31 protein-coding genes are annotated in these 19237 nt (G+C 54.6%); 29 read left to right on the top strand and 2 right to left on the bottom strand.

What is annotated here, in order from left to right:
* Positions 1-41 precede the first annotated feature (41 nt).
* The 27 genes from rplN (at position 42) to ACESLM_RS21245 (ending at position 16277) form a co-directional block, all read left to right on the top strand.
* Positions 42-410, top strand: a complete 369-nt coding sequence (gene rplN, locus ACESLM_RS21375) for a 50S ribosomal protein L14 (protein ID WP_094050618.1) — start codon at positions 42-44, stop codon at positions 408-410.
* Positions 411-455: 45 nt separating this feature from the next.
* On the top strand, positions 456-809 hold the full coding sequence (gene rplX / locus ACESLM_RS21370; protein WP_372634033.1) for a 50S ribosomal protein L24: 354 nt from the start codon (positions 456-458) through the stop codon (positions 807-809).
* Between the two features lie 35 nt (positions 810-844).
* Positions 845-1387, top strand: coding sequence for a 50S ribosomal protein L5 (gene rplE, locus ACESLM_RS21365; protein ID WP_372634031.1), 543 nt, complete (start codon positions 845-847; stop codon positions 1385-1387).
* Between the two features lie 50 nt (positions 1388-1437).
* On the top strand, positions 1438-1623 hold the full coding sequence (locus tag ACESLM_RS21360; RefSeq protein WP_027087364.1) for a type Z 30S ribosomal protein S14: 186 nt from the start codon (positions 1438-1440) through the stop codon (positions 1621-1623).
* Between the two features lie 30 nt (positions 1624-1653).
* A complete protein-coding gene (gene rpsH / locus ACESLM_RS21355; protein ID WP_094050615.1) occupies positions 1654-2052 on the top strand; it encodes a 30S ribosomal protein S8 in 399 nt (132 codons plus the stop codon).
* Between the two features lie 30 nt (positions 2053-2082).
* A complete protein-coding gene (rplF, locus tag ACESLM_RS21350) occupies positions 2083-2625 on the top strand; it encodes a 50S ribosomal protein L6 (RefSeq protein WP_094050614.1) in 543 nt (180 codons plus the stop codon).
* A 61-nt stretch (positions 2626-2686) separates the two neighbouring features.
* Positions 2687-3052 (top strand): 50S ribosomal protein L18, encoded by a 366-nt coding sequence (gene rplR / locus ACESLM_RS21345; protein ID WP_372634027.1) that lies wholly within the window; start codon positions 2687-2689, stop codon positions 3050-3052.
* A gap of 29 nt (positions 3053-3081) precedes the next feature.
* On the top strand, positions 3082-3579 hold the full coding sequence (rpsE, locus tag ACESLM_RS21340; protein WP_094050613.1) for a 30S ribosomal protein S5: 498 nt from the start codon (positions 3082-3084) through the stop codon (positions 3577-3579).
* Positions 3580-3592: 13 nt separating this feature from the next.
* A complete protein-coding gene (gene rpmD / locus ACESLM_RS21335; RefSeq protein ID WP_094050612.1) occupies positions 3593-3772 on the top strand; it encodes a 50S ribosomal protein L30 in 180 nt (59 codons plus the stop codon).
* Positions 3773-3813: 41 nt separating this feature from the next.
* A complete protein-coding gene (gene rplO / locus ACESLM_RS21330) occupies positions 3814-4257 on the top strand; it encodes a 50S ribosomal protein L15 (RefSeq protein WP_094050611.1) in 444 nt (147 codons plus the stop codon).
* Complete coding sequence (gene secY, locus ACESLM_RS21325) at positions 4257-5555, top strand: preprotein translocase subunit SecY (protein ID WP_094050610.1); 1299 nt, start codon at positions 4257-4259, stop codon at positions 5553-5555. The genes rplO and secY overlap by 1 nt, the downstream gene beginning before the upstream one ends.
* A gap of 27 nt (positions 5556-5582) precedes the next feature.
* The gene (locus ACESLM_RS21320) at positions 5583-6227 is read left to right on the top strand and encodes an adenylate kinase (protein WP_372634023.1); all 645 of its coding nucleotides are present in this window, start codon (positions 5583-5585) and stop codon (positions 6225-6227) included.
* Positions 6228-6233: 6 nt separating this feature from the next.
* Positions 6234-6980, top strand: a complete 747-nt coding sequence (gene map / locus ACESLM_RS21315; protein WP_372634020.1) for a type I methionyl aminopeptidase — start codon at positions 6234-6236, stop codon at positions 6978-6980.
* Between the two features lie 15 nt (positions 6981-6995).
* The gene (locus ACESLM_RS21310) at positions 6996-7349 is read left to right on the top strand and encodes a KOW domain-containing RNA-binding protein (RefSeq protein ID WP_094050607.1); all 354 of its coding nucleotides are present in this window, start codon (positions 6996-6998) and stop codon (positions 7347-7349) included.
* 2 nt (positions 7350-7351) lie between these two features.
* Entirely contained in the window at positions 7352-7567 is a 216-nt protein-coding gene (gene infA / locus ACESLM_RS21305; RefSeq protein WP_035121186.1) for a translation initiation factor IF-1, read from the top strand.
* A 110-nt stretch (positions 7568-7677) separates the two neighbouring features.
* Positions 7678-7791: a 50S ribosomal protein L36 gene (gene rpmJ, locus ACESLM_RS21300; protein ID WP_003333770.1), complete on the top strand. Its 114-nt coding sequence runs from the start codon at positions 7678-7680 to the stop codon at positions 7789-7791.
* 24 nt (positions 7792-7815) lie between these two features.
* Positions 7816-8184: a 30S ribosomal protein S13 gene (gene rpsM / locus ACESLM_RS21295; RefSeq protein ID WP_094050606.1), complete on the top strand. Its 369-nt coding sequence runs from the start codon at positions 7816-7818 to the stop codon at positions 8182-8184.
* A 16-nt stretch (positions 8185-8200) separates the two neighbouring features.
* Positions 8201-8599 (top strand): 30S ribosomal protein S11, encoded by a 399-nt coding sequence (gene rpsK / locus ACESLM_RS21290; protein WP_094050605.1) that lies wholly within the window; start codon positions 8201-8203, stop codon positions 8597-8599.
* Between the two features lie 153 nt (positions 8600-8752).
* On the top strand, positions 8753-9697 hold the full coding sequence (locus ACESLM_RS21285) for a DNA-directed RNA polymerase subunit alpha (RefSeq protein WP_094050604.1): 945 nt from the start codon (positions 8753-8755) through the stop codon (positions 9695-9697).
* Between the two features lie 33 nt (positions 9698-9730).
* Positions 9731-10096 carry a 50S ribosomal protein L17 gene (gene rplQ, locus ACESLM_RS21280; RefSeq protein ID WP_094050603.1) on the top strand — a complete coding sequence of 122 codons (366 nt, stop codon included), beginning with the start codon at positions 9731-9733 and terminating at the stop codon, positions 10094-10096.
* Between the two features lie 72 nt (positions 10097-10168).
* Entirely contained in the window at positions 10169-11005 is an 837-nt protein-coding gene (gene truA, locus ACESLM_RS21275; protein ID WP_372634000.1) for a tRNA pseudouridine(38-40) synthase TruA, read from the top strand.
* 264 nt (positions 11006-11269) lie between these two features.
* Positions 11270-11707, top strand: coding sequence for a 50S ribosomal protein L13 (rplM, locus tag ACESLM_RS21270; protein WP_094050601.1), 438 nt, complete (start codon positions 11270-11272; stop codon positions 11705-11707).
* Positions 11708-11725: 18 nt separating this feature from the next.
* A complete protein-coding gene (gene rpsI / locus ACESLM_RS21265) occupies positions 11726-12118 on the top strand; it encodes a 30S ribosomal protein S9 (RefSeq protein ID WP_094050600.1) in 393 nt (130 codons plus the stop codon).
* Between the two features lie 186 nt (positions 12119-12304).
* Positions 12305-12997 (top strand): phosphoadenylyl-sulfate reductase, encoded by a 693-nt coding sequence (locus tag ACESLM_RS21260; RefSeq protein WP_094050599.1) that lies wholly within the window; start codon positions 12305-12307, stop codon positions 12995-12997.
* A 44-nt stretch (positions 12998-13041) separates the two neighbouring features.
* Positions 13042-14220: a sulfate adenylyltransferase gene (gene sat / locus ACESLM_RS21255; protein WP_094050598.1), complete on the top strand. Its 1179-nt coding sequence runs from the start codon at positions 13042-13044 to the stop codon at positions 14218-14220.
* 98 nt (positions 14221-14318) lie between these two features.
* Positions 14319-15104 carry an N-acetylmuramoyl-L-alanine amidase CwlD gene (gene cwlD / locus ACESLM_RS21250; RefSeq protein WP_372634068.1) on the top strand — a complete coding sequence of 262 codons (786 nt, stop codon included), beginning with the start codon at positions 14319-14321 and terminating at the stop codon, positions 15102-15104.
* Positions 15105-15149: 45 nt separating this feature from the next.
* The gene (locus ACESLM_RS21245) at positions 15150-16277 is read left to right on the top strand and encodes a P-loop NTPase (protein ID WP_372633996.1); all 1128 of its coding nucleotides are present in this window, start codon (positions 15150-15152) and stop codon (positions 16275-16277) included.
* 59 nt (positions 16278-16336) lie between these two features.
* Here ACESLM_RS21245 and gerD read toward each other — a convergent pair whose 3' ends face one another.
* On the bottom strand, positions 16337-17038 hold the full coding sequence (gene gerD, locus ACESLM_RS21240; protein ID WP_094050596.1) for a spore germination lipoprotein GerD: 702 nt from the start codon (positions 17036-17038) through the stop codon (positions 16337-16339).
* A gap of 133 nt (positions 17039-17171) precedes the next feature.
* On the opposite strand from gerD, the gene ACESLM_RS21235 reads away from it, so the two are divergent.
* A complete protein-coding gene (locus ACESLM_RS21235; protein ID WP_094050595.1) occupies positions 17172-17786 on the top strand; it encodes a KinB-signaling pathway activation protein in 615 nt (204 codons plus the stop codon).
* On the opposite strand, the gene pdaB is transcribed toward ACESLM_RS21235, so the two are convergent.
* Entirely contained in the window at positions 17779-18579 is an 801-nt protein-coding gene (gene pdaB / locus ACESLM_RS21230; protein ID WP_372633993.1) for a polysaccharide deacetylase family sporulation protein PdaB, read from the bottom strand. The two genes, ACESLM_RS21235 and pdaB, sit on opposite strands and share 8 nt — an antisense overlap.
* Before the next feature lie 197 nt (positions 18580-18776).
* Between pdaB and ACESLM_RS21225 the strand changes: the two genes are divergently transcribed.
* A partial coding sequence (locus tag ACESLM_RS21225; protein WP_372633990.1) for a stage II sporulation protein M occupies positions 18777-19237 on the top strand: 461 nt, incomplete at its 3' end.

Below are 19237 nucleotides of genomic sequence, written 5' to 3'. Positions count from 1 at the left end.
GGTCGTCAGCATTCACCCGTTACTGAAAGGAGGACCTTGCGATGATTCAACCGTTTACGCGTCTGAAAGTTGCCGACAACTCCGGCGCGAAAGAATTGATGTGCATCCGCGTGCTTGGTGGTACAGGACGCCGCGTAGGACATATCGGTGATATGATCGTATGCTCCGTTAAACAAGCAACACCAGGCGGCGTTGTCAAAAAAGGCGACGTAGTCAAATGCGTTATCGTTCGTACGAAACGTTCGGTACGCCGTAGAGACGGATCCTACATCGCGTTCGACGAGAACGCGGCCGTAATCGTTAAAGAAGACAAGAGCCCACGCGGCACCCGGATCTTCGGACCTGTTGCCCGCGAGCTTCGCGAACGTGACTTCATGAAAATCATTTCCCTGGCACCCGAAGTTCTGTAAGACTCCGGAGCGCACCGATGGAGAAACACTCAAGGAGGTGTACCCATGCCCCGTCTGAAAAAAGTGCTGGAATCGCACAACAATAAACTGCACGTGAAGAAGGACGATAACGTCATCGTCATCTCCGGCAAAGACAAAGGCAAGAAAGGCCGCATTATCGCTGCTTACCCGCGCGAGAACCGCGTTCTTGTCGAAGGCGTGAACATGATCAAGCGTCATACTCGCCCGAATCCGCAAAACCAACAAGGCGGTATCATCGAACGCGAAGCAGCGATTCACGCTTCGAACGTCATGCATATCGATCCTAAGAGCGGCCAGCCGACTCGTATCGGTTACCAAACGCTCGACAACGGTAAGAAAGTCCGGGTCGCAAAACGTTCCGGAGAATCGATCGACTAATCGGAGTAACAACGGAAAGGAGGTCATTGTGACTCATGGCAGCAAGAATGAAGGAACGTTTCCTGAATGAAATCACTCCTGCGCTGATGCAGAAGTTTAGCTACAAATCCGTCATGCAAGTGCCGAAAATCGAGAAAGTCGTCATCAACATGGGTGTCGGCGAGGCGGTTTCCAACTCCAAAATCATCGATTTCGCGGTTGAAGACATGCAGAAGATTGCCGGTCAAAAGCCTGTAGTTACGCGGGCCAAGAAATCGATCGCGGGCTTCCGTCTGCGGGAGAACTTGCCGATCGGCGTCAAGGTTACGCTGCGCGGCGAACGGATGTACCACTTCCTGGATAAGCTGTTCAACATTTCTCTTCCACGCGTGCGCGACTTCCACGGCGTATCGACCAAATCGTTCGACGGCCGCGGGAACTACACGCTCGGTCTGAAAGAGCAGCTGATCTTCCCGGAGATCGAATACGATAAGATCGATAAAGTTCGCGGGATGGACATCGTCATCGTCACGACGGCACAATCGGACGAAGAAGCGCGTGAGCTGCTCACCCAATTGGGTATGCCGTTTGCGAAGTGACGATAGCCCGGTCAATAGCAAAAGGTTACCTAATGGAGGTGTGAAAGCAAGTGGCAAAAACATCGATGAAAATCAAGCAACAACGCGCGCCGAAGTTTAAAGTCCAAGCTTACACGCGTTGCGAACGTTGCGGCCGTCCGCATTCCGTATTGCAAAAATTCAAGATCTGCCGGATCTGTTTCCGCGAGTTGGCATATAAGGGCCAGATTCCTGGCGTTAAAAAAGCGAGCTGGTAATCAGCCTAGTTCGGGAAGGAGGTTTACCCCATGGTTATGTCTGATCCTATTGCAGATATGTTGACGCGCATTCGCAACGCGAATCTGGTGCGTCATGAGTCTGTGGAATTGCCTGCGTCTACGGTGAAGAAGCAAATTGCTGAAATCCTGAAGCGCGAAGGCTTTATCCGCGACGCCGAGTACGTCGAAGACAACAAGCAAGGCTTGATCCGCATTTTCCTGAAATACGGACCGAACAACGAGCGCGTTATCACGGGTCTTAAACGCATTAGCAAGCCAGGCTTGCGCGTTTATACGAAGTCGACCGAAGTGCCGCGTGTGTTGGGTGGCCTCGGAATCGCGATCATTTCCACATCCAAAGGCATCGTCACCGACAAGGAAGCCCGTCAAGGCAAATCCGGCGGCGAAGTTCTCTGCTACGTTTGGTAATTTAACTGTCACACGATTGGAGGTGTACCCATGTCCCGTATTGGACGCAAACCGATTCAGGTGCCTAACGGCGTGAACGTGAACCTGGACAACAACGTAATTACGATCAAAGGACCGAAAGGAACTTTGTCCCGCGCGCTGCACGGAGATATGAAAGTTTCGTACGAGTCCGATGTCATTACCGTTGAACGTCCTTCCGATAACAAGCTTCACCGTGCGTTGCACGGAACGACTCGCAGTGTAGTGGCCAACATGGTCAGCGGCGTAACCGACGGTTATGCTAAAAACCTTGAGCTGGTCGGCGTAGGTTACCGTGCGAGCAAGTCCGGCGAGAAGCTGGTACTGAACGTCGGTTATTCCCACCCGGTTGAGTTCTTGCCTGAGAATGGCATCGAATTCGAAGTTCCGGCACAGAACAAGATTATCGTTAAGGGCATTAATAAAGAAGCCGTTGGCGAGATCGCTGCTAAAATTCGCGCCGTTCGTCCTCCCGAGCCTTACAAAGGCAAAGGAATCAAGTACGAAGGCGAGCGCATCCTTCGCAAAGAAGGTAAAGCAGGCAAGAAGAAATAAGACGCACGCGGCGGCCTAAGCGCCGCTGGGCGTTAATGAGATGAAGGGAGTGTAAATGCGGATGATTACTAAAGCCGATAAAAACAAGGCTCGTCTGAAAAGACACCTTCGGGTTCGTAAGAAAATCAGCGGGACAAGCGAACGTCCACGTCTGTCCGTGTTTCGTTCTTCCAAGCATATCTATGCTCAATTGATCGATGACGTTCAAGGCGTAACGCTGGCAAGCGCATCGACGGTCGACAAGGAGCTTGCAGGAATCGAAAACGGCGGCAACGTGGAAGCTGCACGCAAGGTTGGCGAATTGATCGCCAAGCGCGCGAAGGAAAAAGGACACGAGAATGTCGTGTTCGATCGCGGCGGTTACCTGTATCACGGACGTATTCAAGCACTGGCGGATGCTGCACGCGAAGCCGGTTTACAGTTTTAATTCACTTTTGACACAAGGAGGTAAACGACTTGCGTGTAGATCCGAACACATTGGAACTTACGGAGAAAATGGTGCAAATCAACCGTGTCTCCAAAGTCGTCAAGGGCGGACGTCGCTTTAGCTTCAGCGCACTCGTCGTTGTCGGAGACGGCAAAGGCTGGGTTGGCGCAGGCATCGGCAAAGCGTCCGAAGTTCCTGACGCGATTCGCAAAGGCGTCGACGACGCCAAGAAGAACTTGGTCTTCGTACCACTCGTTGGAACAACGATTCCACACGCCGTTACGGGAAGTTTCGGCGCCGGCAAAGTGTTGTTGAAACCAGCTTCGGAAGGTACGGGCGTTATCGCGGGCGGTCCTGTCCGGGCGGTGCTCGAACTGGCTGGAGTCGGCGATATTTTGACGAAATCGCTGGGATCCTCCAACTCCATTAACATGGTCAATGCGACGTTGGAAGGGTTATCCCGACTGAAACGCGCCGAAGACGTAGCGAAACTGCGCGGCAAAACCGTAGCAGAGCTATTCCGTTAAGGAGGGGAAACAGATGGCACAGCTTCAAATTACCCTCGTTCGTAGCTTGATCGGCCGTCCTGAGAATCAGCGTCAAACGGTGAAATCTCTGGGCCTGGGCAAGCTGCATTCGTCCGTAGTCAAGGAAGACAATGTCGCGATCCGCGGCATGATCAATACGGTCAGTCACTTGATCGAAGTTAAAGAAGTCTAAAATAAATACCAAGCATAAAAATCAAGGAGGTGCGACGTACGATGAAATTGCATGAGCTGTCTCCTAACGCAGGCTCCAAGTCCACTCGTAAGCGGGTAGGACGCGGCGCCGGCAGCGGCCTCGGCAAAACGTCCGGTCGCGGTCACAAAGGGCAGAACGCTCGTTCCGGCGGCGGTGTGCGTCCCGGATTCGAGGGCGGACAAAACCCGTTGTACCGTCGGGTTCCTAAGCGCGGTTTCAATAACGATCGGTTTGCTACTGTATTCGCGATCGTCAATCTTGACCAGTTGAACCGTTTTGCGGCTGGAACGGAAGTAACGCCGGAATTGCTTCTGAGCGAAGGCATTCTGAAAAATCCGAAAGACGGAATTAAAATTCTGGGCAATGGCGATCTGAACGTGCAGCTGACTGTTAAAGCTCATAAGTTCTCTCAGTCTGCAGCAGAAAAAATTCAAGCCGCCGGCGGTAAAACCGAGGTGATCTAATGTTCGCGACCGTCACTAACATTTGGAAAGTTGAGGACCTTCGATCGAGGATCCTCTTCACCCTTTTCATCCTGTTAATCTACCGTATCGGTTCCTTCATCCCGGTCCCGAACATTAATAAAGACGTGCTGACGATGGCCGACCAATCGGGTGCCGACCTGTTCGGCCTTCTGAACACGTTCTCCGGCGGCGCGCTGTTCAATTTCTCCATCTTTGCACTGGGGATTACGCCGTATATCACGGCGTCGATCATCGTTCAATTGCTTTCCATGGACGTCATTCCGAAGTTCTCGGAATGGCAGAAGGAAGGCGAGAACGGCAAGCGCAAGCTCGCTCAGATCACTCGTTACGGAACGATTATTCTGGGGCTTATCCAAGCTTTCGCTACGGCAATCGGCTTTAACCGGATGTATGCTTACGAAATGGTCATCGATGCGAACGTGGCGACGTATCTTATGATTGCCATCGTATTGACGGCAGGTACCGCGTTCCTGATGTGGTTAGGCGAGCAGGTCAACGAAAAAGGCATCGGCAACGGGATCTCGATCTTGATCTTCGCGGCGATCGTCGCTTCTATCCCTAAACATATCCGCGATATCTACGAAAGCCAGTTCATCGATTCGAGCCAATTGTTCCTGAACATCGTGAAGATGCTGATCATCCTGCTCGTAATCATCCTGATTATCGCAGGCGTTATCTTCATCCAGCAAGGCGTGCGCAAGATTCCGGTTCAATACGCGAAACGGGTTGTCGGACAGAAAATGTACGGCGGCCAATCGACGCACATTCCGCTTAAAGTGAATGGCGCCGGCGTTATCCCGGTTATTTTCGCGGTATCGCTGCTGATGTTCCCGATCACGATCGCGCAGTTCTGGGCGAACCAAACCTGGGCGCAATGGATCATTAGCCATCTGTACTACGACAAGCCGCTCGGCATGGTCCTGTACGTGCTTCTGATCATCGGATTTACGTTCTTCTACACGTTCGTTCAGTTCAACCCTCAACAGTTGGCGGATAACATGAAGAAGAACGGCGGCTACATTCCGGGCATTCGTCCTGGCAAGCCGACTGCCGGCTTCCTGACGCGGGTCATCACCCGCATCACGCTCGCAGGCGCGGTCTTCCTGGCTCTGATCTCGGTTCTGCCGGTATTCTTCGGCGCACTCGCAGATCTCCCGAAATCGGTTCAACTGGGCGGAACCTCGCTCTTGATCGTAATCGGGGTTGCTCTTGAGACGATGAAGCAAATCGAGAGCCAACTGATCAAACGCCACTACAAAGGGTTTATCAATAAGTAATCTACGAGACGGACAGGAGGAACAGCAATGAACATTTTGTTTATGGGGCCTCCTGGCGCCGGCAAAGGAACGCAAGCAGAGCGGATCGTCGAGCAATTCGGCATTCCGCATATCTCGACCGGTGATGCGTTTCGCTTAGCCATGAAGCAAGGCACGCCGCTGGGACAGAAGGCCAAGGAGTACGTCGACCAAGGCCTTCTCGTTCCGGACGAAGTGACGAACGGCATCGTGCGCGATCGTCTCGCCGCCGAAGATTGCGCGAGCGGATTTCTGCTCGACGGTTTTCCGCGGACGATCGCCCAGGCCGAAGCGCTGGACGGCATGCTCGCCGAAATGGGTCGCAAGATCGACCATGTCATCAACCTCAAGGTGGACCGCGGTTTCTTGCTGGCCCGCTTGACCGGAAGACGGATTTGCAAAACTTGCGGCACAACGTATCATATTGTTTTCAACCCTCCGAAGCAGGAAGGCATCTGCGACAAGGACGGGGGAGAGCTGTATCAGCGTTCCGACGATACGGAAGAGAAAGTGGGCACGCGTCTTGACGAGTACTCGAACAAGACGGCTCCGCTGCTGACGTATTACGGCGACAAAGGTTTGCTCCGCGAAGTAGACGGGGAGAAGGATATCGATGCGGTAACGGCCGATATTGCTTCCCTACTCAGAGGGTAATCGGCCATGATCGTGATCAAGTCCGAGAAAGAGTTGAACTTGATGCGGGAGGCGGGCCGGATCGTGGCGGAGACGCATCGCTTGATGAAGCAAGCGATCGTTCCCGGCGTGACGACCGCCGAACTCGATCGGATCGCGGACGCGTTCATTCGAAGCCAAGACGCCGTTCCCTCTTTCAAAGGTTATAACGGTTTTCCGGCCAGTATATGCGCCTCCACGAACGAGGAACTCGTACACGGGTTTCCCGGACCGCGGAAGCTCGTAGAAGGCGACATCATCAGCATCGATATCGGCGCACAGTATCAAGGATATCACGGAGACTCCGCATGGACGTACGGAGTCGGCCAGATCAGCGATGAGGCGCAGAGACTGCTGGACGTGACTGAGGCTTCCCTCTATGCGGGGCTTGCGTTGGTCCGGCCGGACGTCAGGCTGTTTACGATCTCCCACGGAATTCAGAAGGTCATCGAAGACGCGGGTTTCTCCGTTGTCAGAGAATATGTCGGTCATGGCGTAGGCGCGGCTCTTCACGAGGAACCGCAAATTCCGAATTACGGAGCGCCGGATCGAGGACCCAGGCTGAAGCCGGGGATGACGCTCGCGATCGAACCCATGGTTAACGTGGGGGAACGCTACGTAAAGACTTTGTCCGACAATTGGACGGTCGTTACGGTGGACGGATCCTTGTGCGCGCATTTCGAGCATACGATTGCCGTGACCGATGACGGGTACGAAATACTGACCCGTGCGTAAACCCAGGTGAAGGATATGACGGTAAACGTGAAGCTTGCGCCCGGCGACATCGTAAGAAGCCGGCGCGGAAAAGACGAAGGTGAGCTAGCGATCGTGATCGCACTCGTCGAGGAGCGAATCGCGCTCGTGGCCGACGGCGATAAACGCCGGTTCGATCGGCCCAAACGCAAAAACGTGCTGCATCTCGAACGGATCGGTATCCGAAGCGAGGAAGTCGCCAGCAGCATTCGCGACACTGGACGCGTAACCAACGCGAAGCTTCGGTACGCTATCGGTCAAATCGATCGGCTCATGGAGAGCGACAAGCGGGAGCAAGACGCCGCGACATCGCTATCGCTCGAAACGCATGCTGAAGAGAAAGGAGAATGACGGTGGCCAAAGAGGACGTCATTGAGGTAGAAGGAACAGTCATAGAACCGTTGCCGAATGCCATGTTCAAGGTTGAGCTCGAGAACGGACATCAAATCCTTGCGCATGTTTCCGGCAAGCTCCGGATGCATTTCATACGGATTCTGACGGGGGATAAAGTGGTTATCCAATTGTCGCCCTATGATCTGACGCGCGGTCGTATCACTTACCGTAAATAAGTTCGTTTTCTATCCGTTCGCGCGACGAACGCTCGATCGCACGATCGTGATGACTGAACGCGACGTTTAGCGACGCGATCTATCAGTCACACTTTAAGGAGGGTATTATCATGAAGGTGAGACCTTCGGTCAAGCCGATTTGCGAAAAATGCAAAGTCATTCGCCGCAAAGGCAACGTGATGGTTATCTGCGAAAACCCGAAGCATAAACAAAAACAAGGCTAACGATAGAAGGAGGTGCCTCTAACTATGGCACGTATATCTGGTGTTGACCTCCCGCGCGACAAGCGTGTGGAAATCGCCCTGACGTACATCTTCGGAATTGGCAAGTCCACTTCCCAGAAGGTGCTGGCGTCCACTGGCGTCAATCCCGACACTCGCGTTCGTGATCTGACCGAAGACGAGCTCGCTCGTCTGCGCGAAACGATCGACAAAGAAGTGAAGGTCGAGGGCGACCTGCGTCGCGAAATTGCACTAAACATCAAACGGCTGATCGAAATCGGCTGCTATCGTGGCATCCGTCACCGCCGCGGTCTTCCGGTTCGCGGACAACGTTCGAAAACGAACGCTCGTACACGCAAAGGTCCGCGTCGTACGGTAGCGAACAAGAAGAAATAAGGGGGGATAACAAAACATGGCACAAAAGGGCAAGAAAGTCGTTCGTACCAAGCGTCGTGATCGGAAGAACATCGACTCCGGCGTGGCACATATCCGTTCCACGTTCAACAATACGATCGTTACGATTACGGATCCGCATGGTAACGCGGTTTCCTGGGCTAGCTCCGGTAACCTTGGCTTCAAGGGCTCCCGTAAGAGCACGCCGTTCGCGGCTCAGATGGCCGCCGAATCCGCAGCACGCGCTGCGATGGAACACGGCATGCGTTTGGTCGAAGTATCCGTTAAAGGTCCTGGCGCAGGCCGCGAAGCCGCGATTCGTTCGTTGCAAGCTGCCGGTCTTGAAGTCAGCATGATCCGAGACGTAACGCCGATCCCGCATAACGGTTGCCGTCCTCCGAAGCGCCGCCGCGTCTAACAACGTTGCTGTTGTGGTATCAAACAAGAACAACTTGAGAATAATGGTTGTAACGGTTAGGCATACTACACGGTTTACCCCATAAACATTGCTGAACCATTTCATTGGGTGAACAAAGGCAACGTCAGCGACGTTTTGAAGGAGGTTTTGGTTATGATAGTGATCGAGAAACCAAAAATCGATTCCGTGGAAATTCATGATGACAAGAGATACGGTCGTTTTGTCGTAGAGCCGCTCGAACGCGGCTACGGCATGACGCTCGGCAACTCTCTTCGCCGCATTCTGCTGTCGTCCTTGCCGGGCGCAGCCGTCGTATCGGTGCAGATTGACGGCGTCCTTCATGAATTTTCTACGATTCCGGGTGTTATCGAGGATGTAACGCAAATCATCCTCAATCTGAAGCGTCTGTCGCTGAAGATCCACTCGGACGAGGAGAAAGTGCTCGAGATCGATGCGGAAGGCGACGGCATCGTGACGGCCGGCGATATTCGCGCGGACAGCGACGTCGAAATTCTGAATCCGGATTTGCACATCGCGACTCTGGCTTCGGGAGCCCGGCTGCACATGCGCATTTTCGCTCGCGTAGGCCGCGGTTACGTCCCTTCGGATCGGAACAAGAAGGAAGATCAGCCGATCGGCGTCATTCCGGTCGATTCGATCTATACCCCAATTACCCGCGTCAACTATCAAGTCGAGAATACGCGTGTCGGTCAGGTCACCAACTACGACAAGCTTACGCTTGAAGTATGGACCGACGGCAGCATTCGGCCTGAAGAAGCGGTGAGCTTGGGCGCGAAAATTCTGACCGACCACCTCTCCTTGTTCGTAGGGCTTACGGACGAGGCTAAAGATACCGAGACGATGAAGGAAAAAGAAGAGGACAAGAAGGAAAAAGTGCTCGAGATGACCATCGAAGAGCTCGATCTCTCCGTCCGTTCTTACAACTGCCTGAAGCGCGCCGGCATCAACACGGTTCAAGAGCTGATCACGAAAACCGAAGAAGACATGATGAAGGTTCGCAACCTGGGCCGCAAGTCTTTGGAGGAAGTTCAAGAGAAGCTTGAAGAGCTCGGACTCGGCTTGCGCTTCGAGGAGTAGCATCGTTACCAGCAGCAAAGGAGGGAAAACAAAATGGCTTATCAAAAACTGAGTCGCGATTCCAGCGCGCGGAAAGCTTTGTTCCGCGATCTGACGACCGACCTGTTCCTGTACGAGCGTATTCAGACGACCGAGGCGAAAGCCAAGGAAGTTCGTTCGATCGCGGAACGTCTGATCACTTTGGCTAAGCGCGGCGACCTGCACGCTCGTCGTCAAGTGGCGGCGTTCGTTCGTCGTGAAACCCTGAATGGCGAGCAAGACGCCATCCAAAAACTGTTCTCCGAGCTCGCTACGCGTTACGCGGAGCGTCCGGGCGGATATACGCGCATTCTGAAGCTGGGACCTCGCCGCGGAGATTCGGCTCCGATGGTGTATCTCGAGCTGGTAGACCGCGCCTAAGAGCGGAGCAAAGAAGGATGGCCCGAATCACGTATTCGGATCATCCTTTTTTTGTGGTTTGGAGGGGATCTAGTGCGCAATATCGCTCTTATCGTCAGCTACGACGGGACGGACTACTACGGATTTCAGAGCCAGCCGGGAGGCCATACGGTTCAGGACAAGCTCGAAGAAGCGATCGCCAAGCTGGCGGGAGAGCGCGTGCCTATTATGGGGTCCGGACGAACCGACGCCGGCGTGCACGCCAGATGCCAGGTCGTGAATTTCACGACGTCGTCGAGCATCCCGATCGAGCGCTGGGCTATCGCGCTGAATACGAGGCTGCCCGGGGACATCGTCGTCCAGAGCGCCTATCTCGTTCCGGGCGAATTCCATGCCCGTCATCACGCCTTGAGCAAAACCTACCGTTATACGATCAATTGCAATCGGGTACCCGACTTGTTCCGGAGGCGCTATGAATTCCATCATCCTACGCCGCTTGACGTAGAAGCGATGAGGGAGGGATTGGCGCATCTCATCGGCAAGCACGACTTCTCCACGTTCACATCGCCGCTCTCCACGAAGCCCAACCATGTCCGCACCATTCTGAGGGCAAGCTTGGAGCTGGAGTCCAGACCGGAGGCGGACAGCCTGTATTCGAACCCAGTTTACAATCGAGAGTGGGACCAGCGGCAGTATCCGGGCAAATCGAGGGGAGTCATCCATCTCTATGTGACCGGCACGGGGTTTCTGTACAATATGGTGCGCATCATCGCCGGAACGCTGATCCAGGTCGGCGAAGGCAAGCGTCCCCCCGAGAATATAGCGGACATTCTCGCCGCCCGCGATCGGGCGTTGGCCGGACCGACGGCGGTTCCCCACGGCTTGTCGCTGTGGGAAGTCGTGTACGAGCATTTGCCGTCCGAAACGTAGAATGACTTTTTTTGCAAATGTTTGCTTGCATATACGCCCGTTTTCATGTACAATAAGCTTTGTGCTTTCTGCGTGGCTTCCCACGGCCCCAGCGCAGAAGTGTCGCGCTTTTTGGTGTGTTTGACGGAAACGTCCTCGTGAAGTTTCCAACATCCAAGTCGAACGCATCGTTGTATGGCAAGTCCCAACTAGAATAATGAATTTTGAAACGAATGTAATTGACGTACCACATAAAGCAGGGAAATTACCGAAGGAGGATGTTTCATGCGTACAACTTACATGGCCAAGCCGCTTGAAGTCGAGCGCAAATGGCATATCATCGACGCCGAAGGCAAAACTCTCGGTCGTCTGGCCAGCGAAGCCGCTACTCTGATCCGCGGCAAACACAAACCTGAATTCACTCCGCATGTCGATACGGGAGATTTCGTTATCGTCATCAACGCGGAGAAGATCGTTCTGACCGGCAAGAAGCTGCAACAGAAGAAATACTACACGCACTCCCACTATCCGGGCGGACTGAAAACGACGACCGCTCAGGAAATGCTGAACAGAAAGCCTGCCCGCATTATCGAATTGGCGGTATACGGCATGCTTCCTAAGAACAAGCTCGGACATCAGCTGCAAGGCAAGCTGAAAGTGTACGCAGGCAGCGAACATCCACATCAAGCCCAACAACCTGAAGTTTACGAACTTCGCGGATAATAAAAGGAGGACTTTCGAATGGCTCAAGTGCAATATTTAGGAACGGGTCGCCGCAAGCACTCCGTTGCGCGGGTTCGTCTCGTGCCGGGTGAAGGCCGCATCATTATCAACAAACGTGAAATCAACGATTACTTCGACGTAGAGACGTTGAAGCTGATCGTTAAGCAACCGTTGAACCTGACTGAAACGGGCAGCAAGTACGACGTTCTGGTCATCGCTCACGGCGGCGGTACTTCCGGCCAAGCCGGCGCAATCCGTCACGGTATCTCCCGCGCTCTTCTTAAAGCGGATCCGGAGCTTCGCTCCCCGCTGAAGAAAGCCGGATTCCTGACTCGCGATCCGCGCATGAAAGAACGTAAGAAATACGGCTTGAAAGCGGCTCGCCGCGCGCCTCAATTCTCCAAACGTTAATTTTATCTTCGCAACAAAGCCCTTGGCCCTTGGCGGCCAGGGGCTTTTCTGCATTTCTCCGCAGCTTGAGCCAAGGATTCGCTTCCAAAAAAAGTTTAATCTATTTTGGATTGAAGTATTCCGATGGTCGGCGTATAATGGATGTATTCATACTTAAATACTAGGGTTTAAGTGGAGGTCATGAGGATGAACTTGATCGAAAAAGAAAATCTGATTCGCGTCAAAGCGGAAGAGTTCGAGAACGCATCTCCGGAGACCGTCATCGCGTGGGCGATCGAGACGTTCCCGAATATCACGTTCGCATGCAGCTTCGGCGCTGAAGACGTCGTGCTGGTGGATATGATCCAGAAGATCAGCCCTTCGACGGATATTTTCTATCTGGACACGGATTTTCACTTCAAAGAAACCTACGAGACGCGCGATCGCATTGCGGAGAGGTACAACCTGAAATTCGTCGAGGTTAAATCCAAGCTGACGCCGGAAGAGCAAGAAGAGAAATACGGCGCCGAGCTGTGGAAGAGCGATCCTACCGGCTGCTGCAACCTTCGTAAAGTCGAGCCGCTGACTCGGATTTTGTCTCAGTATGAAGCTTGGATTACCGGCATTCGCCGCGACCAGGCGCCTACCCGCGCGAACGCGAAGAAGGTGGAGTACGACACCAAGTTCGGATTGGTCAAGTTCAACCCGATTGCCTCCTGGACGACGGAAGACGTATGGGCCTACATTCGGGAGAACGATCTGATTTACAATCCGCTGCACGATCAGAACTTCCCGAGCATCGGCTGCGAATACTGCACGAAGCCGGTCATGCCCGGCGAAGACCCGCGGTCCGGACGTTGGGCCGGCAACGAGAAGACGGAATGCGGTCTGCATAAATAAGAAGGTACGGAAATTTATCGCTTAACGAAGGAGTTACTCAGAAGATGAGCGCAATTTTGCCGCATGGCGGAACATTGATTAACCGGGTAGTCGAAGGACAGGAGCGCGAAGCCCTGCTGGCCCAGGCGGCCGACTGGGTGTCCATCCCTGTCAACGCCTGGACGATCTCCGACCTGGATCTGATCGGCGTCGGGGCGTTCAGCCCGCTGACGGGATTTATGAACGAAGACGATTATTTGTCGGTAGTGAACGATATGAAGCTGACCAGCGGTGCGATCTGGAGCATCCCGATTACGCTGGCGGTATCCGAAGACTACGCGAAGAAGCTGTCCGTCGGCCAGAAAGCCGCCCTTGTGGGAGAGAACGACGGCGTCGTATACGGCGTGATCGACGTGGAGAGCATCTACAAGGTGGATAAGCGGCATGAGGCTGTACAGGTGTTCAAGACGGACGACATGGAGCACCCGGGCGTCGTAAAGCTGTTCGACCGTCCGGACACCTATATCGGAGGATCGGTTCAAGTGCTGAACCGTCCCGTTCCGGAGAAGTTCAACGAGTTTTATTTCGACCCGTCGGAAACCCGGCGCATCTTCGCGGAGAAAGGATGGAAGACCGTCGTTGGCTTCCAGACCCGCAATCCGGTGCACAGAGCGCATGAGTATATTCAGAAAGCGGCGATGGAGATCGTCGACGGCCTGTTCCTGAACCCTCTCGTGGGAGAGACGAAGTCGGATGACGTTCCGGCCAATGTGAGAATGAAGAGCTACCTCGCCCTGCTGGAAAACTATTATCCTCAAGATCGGGTTTTCCTGGGAGTGTTCCCGGCAGCTATGCGTTACGCGGGGCCGCGCGAAGCGATCTTCCATGCGCTCGTGCGCAAAAACTACGGCTGCACCCACTTCATCGTCGGCCGGGATCATGCGGGCGTAGGCGACTACTACGGCACGTATGAGGCGCAGGAGCTGTTGAAGTCGTTTGCTTCGGAGCAATTGGGCATCACGCCGCTCTACTTCGAGCACAGCTTCTTCTGCACGAAATGCGGCAATATGGCGTCCAGCAAAACTTGCCCGCACGGCAAGGAAGACCATCTGACGCTGTCCGGCACGAAGGTTCGCGCGCTGCTGCGCGACGGAATTTGCCCGCCGCCGGAGTTCTCCCGTCCGGAAGTGGCGGCGATTCTGATCGAAGGAATGGCCGAAGCGAGCAAAAGCTACTCGATCTAATTCATAAAAATCCACCTTGTCCCATAAGATGTAGGGAGCTTTCCCTGGGACGAGGTGGATTTATTTTGTTAAACGGACATCGTAAATCATGGCTTCACATGCTGAAGGGGCGCAAGCGGCTGGTCGTCTGGATGACGAGGCAGGCGCTGCTGCGGCTCGGGATCGTCGTCTGCTTGATTGCCTTGACCGCGACTCTGTTCCTGAGCGAAATTCCGTCGTCGCGTACGTGGACGCATTGGACCTTGCCGCTGTCGGGCAAGGTGATCGCGTTGGACGCCGGACACGGAGGGGCAGACGGCGGGGCGATCAGCCGGGACGGAGTCATCGAGAAGGACCTGAATTTGGAGATCGTGCTTTATCTGAGAGACTATCTGCAGCAGGCTGGAGCTCTGGTGCTCCTGACGCGGGAGGGCGATTACGATCTGGCGCAGCCCGATACGAAGGGCTATTCCCGCCGCAAGACGGAGGATCTGCTGCGCAGAGCCGAACAGGTGAGCAAGCAGCAAGCCGATCTGACCGTCAGCATCCATATGAACAGCATCCCGTCGCCCCGATGGTCCGGCGCCCAAACGTTCTATTCGGCCAATAACGCGGAGGGGAAACGGCTGGCGTCGGACATTCAGACCGAGCTGCGGAACGTGCTGGGCAACACGCAGCGGATCGCCAAGCGGGCCGATACGGTGTATCTGCTCAAGACGCTCAAGATGCCGACGGCGCTCGTCGAGGTCGGATTTCTGTCGCATCCGGAAGAGGCTAGTCTGCTTGCCGACGAAGAGTATCAGAGGAAGGTAGCCGCCTCTATCTACCGCGGAATTCTGAAATTCGCGTCCGAACAGCCGGAATCCTCGCCGCAGTCCGGTGAATCGGGCAAGCCTGTGCTATAATGGCTATAGTAAAGGCATGCAATACTAAGTGATGGAGGTCGACTTGTGGTCACTAAGGAAAATGTACTGGAGGCTCTGCAGCCCGTGCTCGAGCCTACGCTTAAACGGGGCTTGACGGCGCTGGGGCTGATTCGAGATATGATGATTCGGGAAGCGTCCGTCTCGCTGACCGTCGTGCTTCATCCGGACAGCATGGGACAGGCCGCCGGCGTGGAGCAGGACGTCGTTAACGCGCTCTCTGGCCTGATCCAAGGCAAGCCTCATATTCGCATTCGCGCGATGACGGAGCGCGAGCAGGCGGAAGCGCAGGGCGGCCAGGGGGAGGCAGGTTCCGCTTCCGCGGGCTCCCAGGCGAAAGCGCAGGAAGTGCCGGTCAGAGGACACGGAGCAGGCTTGGAGCAGCACACGATTCTTCACCCGGAGAGCGGCGTCGAGTTCATCGCGATCGCCAGCGGCAAAGGCGGCGTGGGCAAGTCGACCGTCACCGTGAATCTGGCAGTCGCCCTGGCGCGCCAAGGCAAACGCGTGGGCTTGATCGACAGCGACATCTACGGGTTCAGCGTGCCGGATATGATGGGAATCGAAGAGCGTCCGGTGCAGGTCGGAGACAAGATCAAACCGATCGAGCGCTTCGGAGTGAAGGTCATCTCGATGGGATTCTTCGTCGAAGACAACAGCCCGATCGTATGGCGCGGCCCGATGCTTGGGAAGATGCTGCGCAACTTCTTCGCCGAGATCGACTGGGGCGAGCTCGATTACTTGCTGCTCGACTTGCCGCCGGGAACGGGAGACGTAGCGCTCGACGTCCATCAGATGATCCCTCAGAGCAAGGAGATCATCGTGACGACGCCGCACGCGACGGCCGCTTTCGTCGCGGCCCGCGCCGGGGCGATGGCGATCAAGACGAATCACGAGATCATCGGCGTCGTCGAAAACATGTCTTATTTCGAGAGCAAAGCGACGGGGGAGAGGGAGTACGTATTCGGCCGGGGAGGCGGAGGCAAGCTGGCCGAGACGCTGGGCACCGACTTGCTGGCGCAGTTCCCGCTCGGGGCTCCCGACAACCACCCCGCCGAACCCGACTTCTCTCCGTCGGTGTACAAAGCCGATTCGGAGATCGGGCGGGAGTATCTCGCTCTGGCGCAAACGATCATCGAACGCTGCGGTAAATAACGAAGAGAAGGCTGTTCCTCTCGGCGATTGGCGCCGATCAGGAACAGCCCTTTTCTCCATTACGACTCGCTTTCGCCGCCGCCCTCGCCTTCCGACTCGCCCTCGCCGCCTTCTCCTTCTCCGCTTTCCTCGCCGCCGCCTTCTCCGCCTTCCTCCTTCTTTTCCTCTTTTTTCTGAGGCTTAGGAGTCAGCTCTTCCTTCACGACGCTTTGCAGCAGCTTCATGATCTCCAGCTTGAACAGCGGATTTTGCATCTGCTCGGTGACCGAACCCATGATCACTTTGCGGACGTCGGGATTTTTCATCGAATCGCTAAGGACTTTCGCCATTTCCGGCGTCTTAAACATATCTACGAGTTCCTTCTGATAAGACGGATCCTTCATCAAATCCTTATGAATCTGCTTGTTGTCCTTGCTGACCGCTTTGGCGAATTCTCCCGCGAACTTGGGATCGCGCATAATGCTTTCCAGCACGGTGGAATATTCCGGCGCGGTCAGGACGTCCTTGACGGCCAATCTGACCTGAGCCTGATCCGAAGGGGTCATGCTCTTCATCTGCAGCGTGCTTTCGCCGTATTGAGCGGTGGAGGCTTTCTCCATCGCCTTCTGGGCTTCTTCGGAGCCGAGGATGTCGATGACCATCGATTTGACTTCTTTGTAGCTGACTTGTCCGCCGCCACCGCCTCCGGACTCCTGACCGCAAGACGTCAACAGGAGGGAAGCGCCAAGCAGACATCCGAACCATCGCAAGCGATATCGCATACCGACCACTCCCATCATAGGGTTTATGGCTGTAGTATGCTTCGACAACCTTGTGAATATAAGGAGTTGTTCATGGCTTTTTAGCTTGTTCATGGTAAAATGTAAGTTGATCACTTAGAGGAGGTTTCCGGACTTGAGCTTACGCAAATGGATGAAATTATTCGGCATGACGATTCTGATCGGCGCCATCGTTACTGTAGTCGGAAGCGTGTGCATTCAATTGTTCAATCCCGACTTCCGCAACGTCGAAGCGAGCGGATGGCTGTCTTACGTGCTGATGATGGCACTGATCGGAATGACTTTCGGCGCTTTCGCGCATATGGGCTTTTTCGCATATATGATGTTGAATTATATCGCGCGCAGCATTTTCAAGCGTCCTTATTATTGGGTGGCGATTCAAGGGTTTGTGGCATTATTCGTCCTGATCGAGATCGGCTATTGGACATACGACTCGAATTTTCCGACGATGACGTTCTGGGTCGTTCCGCTGGCTCTGTTGGCCGGTTCGGCGCTGGTCGCATGGTTTAAGGTCAGCCAGACGTCCGGCGGCGCCTGGATTCCGACGATCTTCTTCATGGTCGCGATCACCGTGCTCGAATCGATTCCCGCGTTCAGAACGGGGGATATCTCTTCGCTGCTGTACCAGCTGATTCCGCTGTTCATCTGCAACGGATACCAGATCATGCAATTGCACAAAATATTGGGCCAACGCGCCGAAGCTCAGCCTGTCGCAGCGCCCGCTAAATAAAGTACGGGGAAGCGAGCTCGTTCCAGGCTGAACGGTCCTGCACGACTTTGCTCTTCGTCTCCGTCTGGTTGATCAGTTGGGATACGGTTACGAATTCGTATCCTTTGGCGCGCAATTGGTCGATGATGACCGGCAGCGCCTCGTGCGTCTGCTTGCTGGAGTCGCTGGCGTGCAACAGGACGATATCTCCTTCGTGAGCGCTCTCGACGACCCGGTTCACGATCGTGTCCACCCCGGGGTTTTTCCAATCCAAGGAATCGGTATCCCACTGAATGACTTTATAATTGAGCTCGTCGGCAATGCGCAGCACGCGCTTGTCGAAATCTCCGTTAGGTAGTCGGATCAGCGTAGGGGACTTGCCGGTCGCCTCCCGCAAAATGCCGTCCGCGATCGTAATTTGCCGGCGAATTTCCTCGTCGCTGTATTGACTGTAGTTATCGTGTTTGTGACCGTGGCTGCCGATCTCGTAACCGGACTCCGCGATCTTCTTGACGAGGTCGGGATGGGCTTTGCTCCAAGGCGAAGACAGGAAAAAGGTGACGTTCTGTACGTTCTTCGCCTTAAGCACCTCGATAATCGGTTCGGCCCGTTTCTCTCCCCAGCTGATGTCGAACGTCAGCGCAATCACTTTGCGGTCCGTCGGCACGTTGTACACGGCAGCCGGGGGATGGGGGGCGAAGACGCTCAGGTTGTTTTTCTCGACCCAAATGACGGCTACGGATAGAATGGCCGCTACGGTAAGAAAAAATGCTTTTTTAATGCGCCGTCCGTTAAATACGAAAAAATGATTCATGGATTCGATCGGCTCCTTTCCGGAGTGGGGTGGTCTAACGGCTTGGTCTTCGCGCATATAACGGACTAGCCGCCGACTTGGATACTATCAATGTATGCTTGACCCATAGAGATATTCATATAGCGGCAGTTCGAAAACTCCGCTTTTGATCACGCACGTTGAGAACGCTCGATTAGTAGGCCGAATGGGGGAAGGTTATGTTTACGCGCGCAGGGCTGCTGCTTACATGGAAGGAAATTCGTCCGTATTTCATATTCTCGATCATTTTGTTTTTCGCCGGAATGGTCATCGGGGGAACGCCGAATGCGCCAACGGAGTATCTGGAGCAGCAGATGAAGGGGCTCGAAGGCATCTCGAATTCGATCCGCACATCCGACAATCCGGAATGGACGGCTTTCCTGCTCATCACCGCGAACAACATTCTTAAGACGATTATGGCGATGGGATTCGGGATCGTGGCCGGCTTGATGCCGATCTCCATGCTGGTGCTCAACGGAATGATCTTGGGCTATTTGTTGTCGGGCTTCTCCGCGAGCGGAGAGAATGTATTCATGCTTGTCGTAAAAGGTTTGCTTCCGCACGGGATTCTGGAGCTGTCTGCGGTATTTCTGGCGTGCGCGTTCGGAATCAGATTCGGTTTGACTCTGCTCGGGGGGAT

Origin of the sequence: Cohnella sp. (genome assembly GCF_041641335.1) — a bacterium.
Taxonomy (GTDB): domain Bacteria; phylum Bacillota; class Bacilli; order Paenibacillales; family Paenibacillaceae; genus Cohnella.
The sequence above is the reverse complement of the archived record's forward strand: the minus strand, read 5'-3'. Positions and strand labels throughout refer to the sequence as shown.

Coding starts and splice junctions, on each gene's coding strand:
- secY (WP_094050610.1), top strand. CDS start 4,257: ATGTTCGCGACCGTCACTAACATTTGGAAAGTTGAGGACCTTCGATCG.
- ACESLM_RS21310 (WP_094050607.1), top strand. CDS start 6,996: ATGACGGTAAACGTGAAGCTTGCGCCCGGCGACATCGTAAGAAGCCGG.
- map (WP_372634020.1), top strand. CDS start 6,234: ATGATCGTGATCAAGTCCGAGAAAGAGTTGAACTTGATGCGGGAGGCG.
- cwlD (WP_372634068.1), top strand. CDS start 14,319: ATGCTGAAGGGGCGCAAGCGGCTGGTCGTCTGGATGACGAGGCAGGCG.
- rpsK (WP_094050605.1), top strand. CDS start 8,201: ATGGCACAAAAGGGCAAGAAAGTCGTTCGTACCAAGCGTCGTGATCGG.
- gerD (WP_094050596.1), bottom strand. CDS start 17,038: ATGCGATATCGCTTGCGATGGTTCGGATGTCTGCTTGGCGCTTCCCTC.
- ACESLM_RS21285 (WP_094050604.1), top strand. CDS start 8,753: ATGATAGTGATCGAGAAACCAAAAATCGATTCCGTGGAAATTCATGAT.
- ACESLM_RS21260 (WP_094050599.1), top strand. CDS start 12,305: ATGAACTTGATCGAAAAAGAAAATCTGATTCGCGTCAAAGCGGAAGAG.
- ACESLM_RS21320 (WP_372634023.1), top strand. CDS start 5,583: ATGAACATTTTGTTTATGGGGCCTCCTGGCGCCGGCAAAGGAACGCAA.
- rpmJ (WP_003333770.1), top strand. CDS start 7,678: ATGAAGGTGAGACCTTCGGTCAAGCCGATTTGCGAAAAATGCAAAGTC.
- rplE (WP_372634031.1), top strand. CDS start 845: ATGGCAGCAAGAATGAAGGAACGTTTCCTGAATGAAATCACTCCTGCG.
- pdaB (WP_372633993.1), bottom strand. CDS start 18,579: ATGAATCATTTTTTCGTATTTAACGGACGGCGCATTAAAAAAGCATTT.
- rplR (WP_372634027.1), top strand. CDS start 2,687: ATGATTACTAAAGCCGATAAAAACAAGGCTCGTCTGAAAAGACACCTT.
- rplO (WP_094050611.1), top strand. CDS start 3,814: ATGAAATTGCATGAGCTGTCTCCTAACGCAGGCTCCAAGTCCACTCGT.
- sat (WP_094050598.1), top strand. CDS start 13,042: ATGAGCGCAATTTTGCCGCATGGCGGAACATTGATTAACCGGGTAGTC.
- rplQ (WP_094050603.1), top strand. CDS start 9,731: ATGGCTTATCAAAAACTGAGTCGCGATTCCAGCGCGCGGAAAGCTTTG.
- rplF (WP_094050614.1), top strand. CDS start 2,083: ATGTCCCGTATTGGACGCAAACCGATTCAGGTGCCTAACGGCGTGAAC.
- rplN (WP_094050618.1), top strand. CDS start 42: ATGATTCAACCGTTTACGCGTCTGAAAGTTGCCGACAACTCCGGCGCG.
- rpsH (WP_094050615.1), top strand. CDS start 1,654: ATGGTTATGTCTGATCCTATTGCAGATATGTTGACGCGCATTCGCAAC.
- rpsM (WP_094050606.1), top strand. CDS start 7,816: ATGGCACGTATATCTGGTGTTGACCTCCCGCGCGACAAGCGTGTGGAA.
- rpmD (WP_094050612.1), top strand. CDS start 3,593: ATGGCACAGCTTCAAATTACCCTCGTTCGTAGCTTGATCGGCCGTCCT.
- rpsI (WP_094050600.1), top strand. CDS start 11,726: ATGGCTCAAGTGCAATATTTAGGAACGGGTCGCCGCAAGCACTCCGTT.
- rplX (WP_372634033.1), top strand. CDS start 456: ATGCCCCGTCTGAAAAAAGTGCTGGAATCGCACAACAATAAACTGCAC.
- rplM (WP_094050601.1), top strand. CDS start 11,270: ATGCGTACAACTTACATGGCCAAGCCGCTTGAAGTCGAGCGCAAATGG.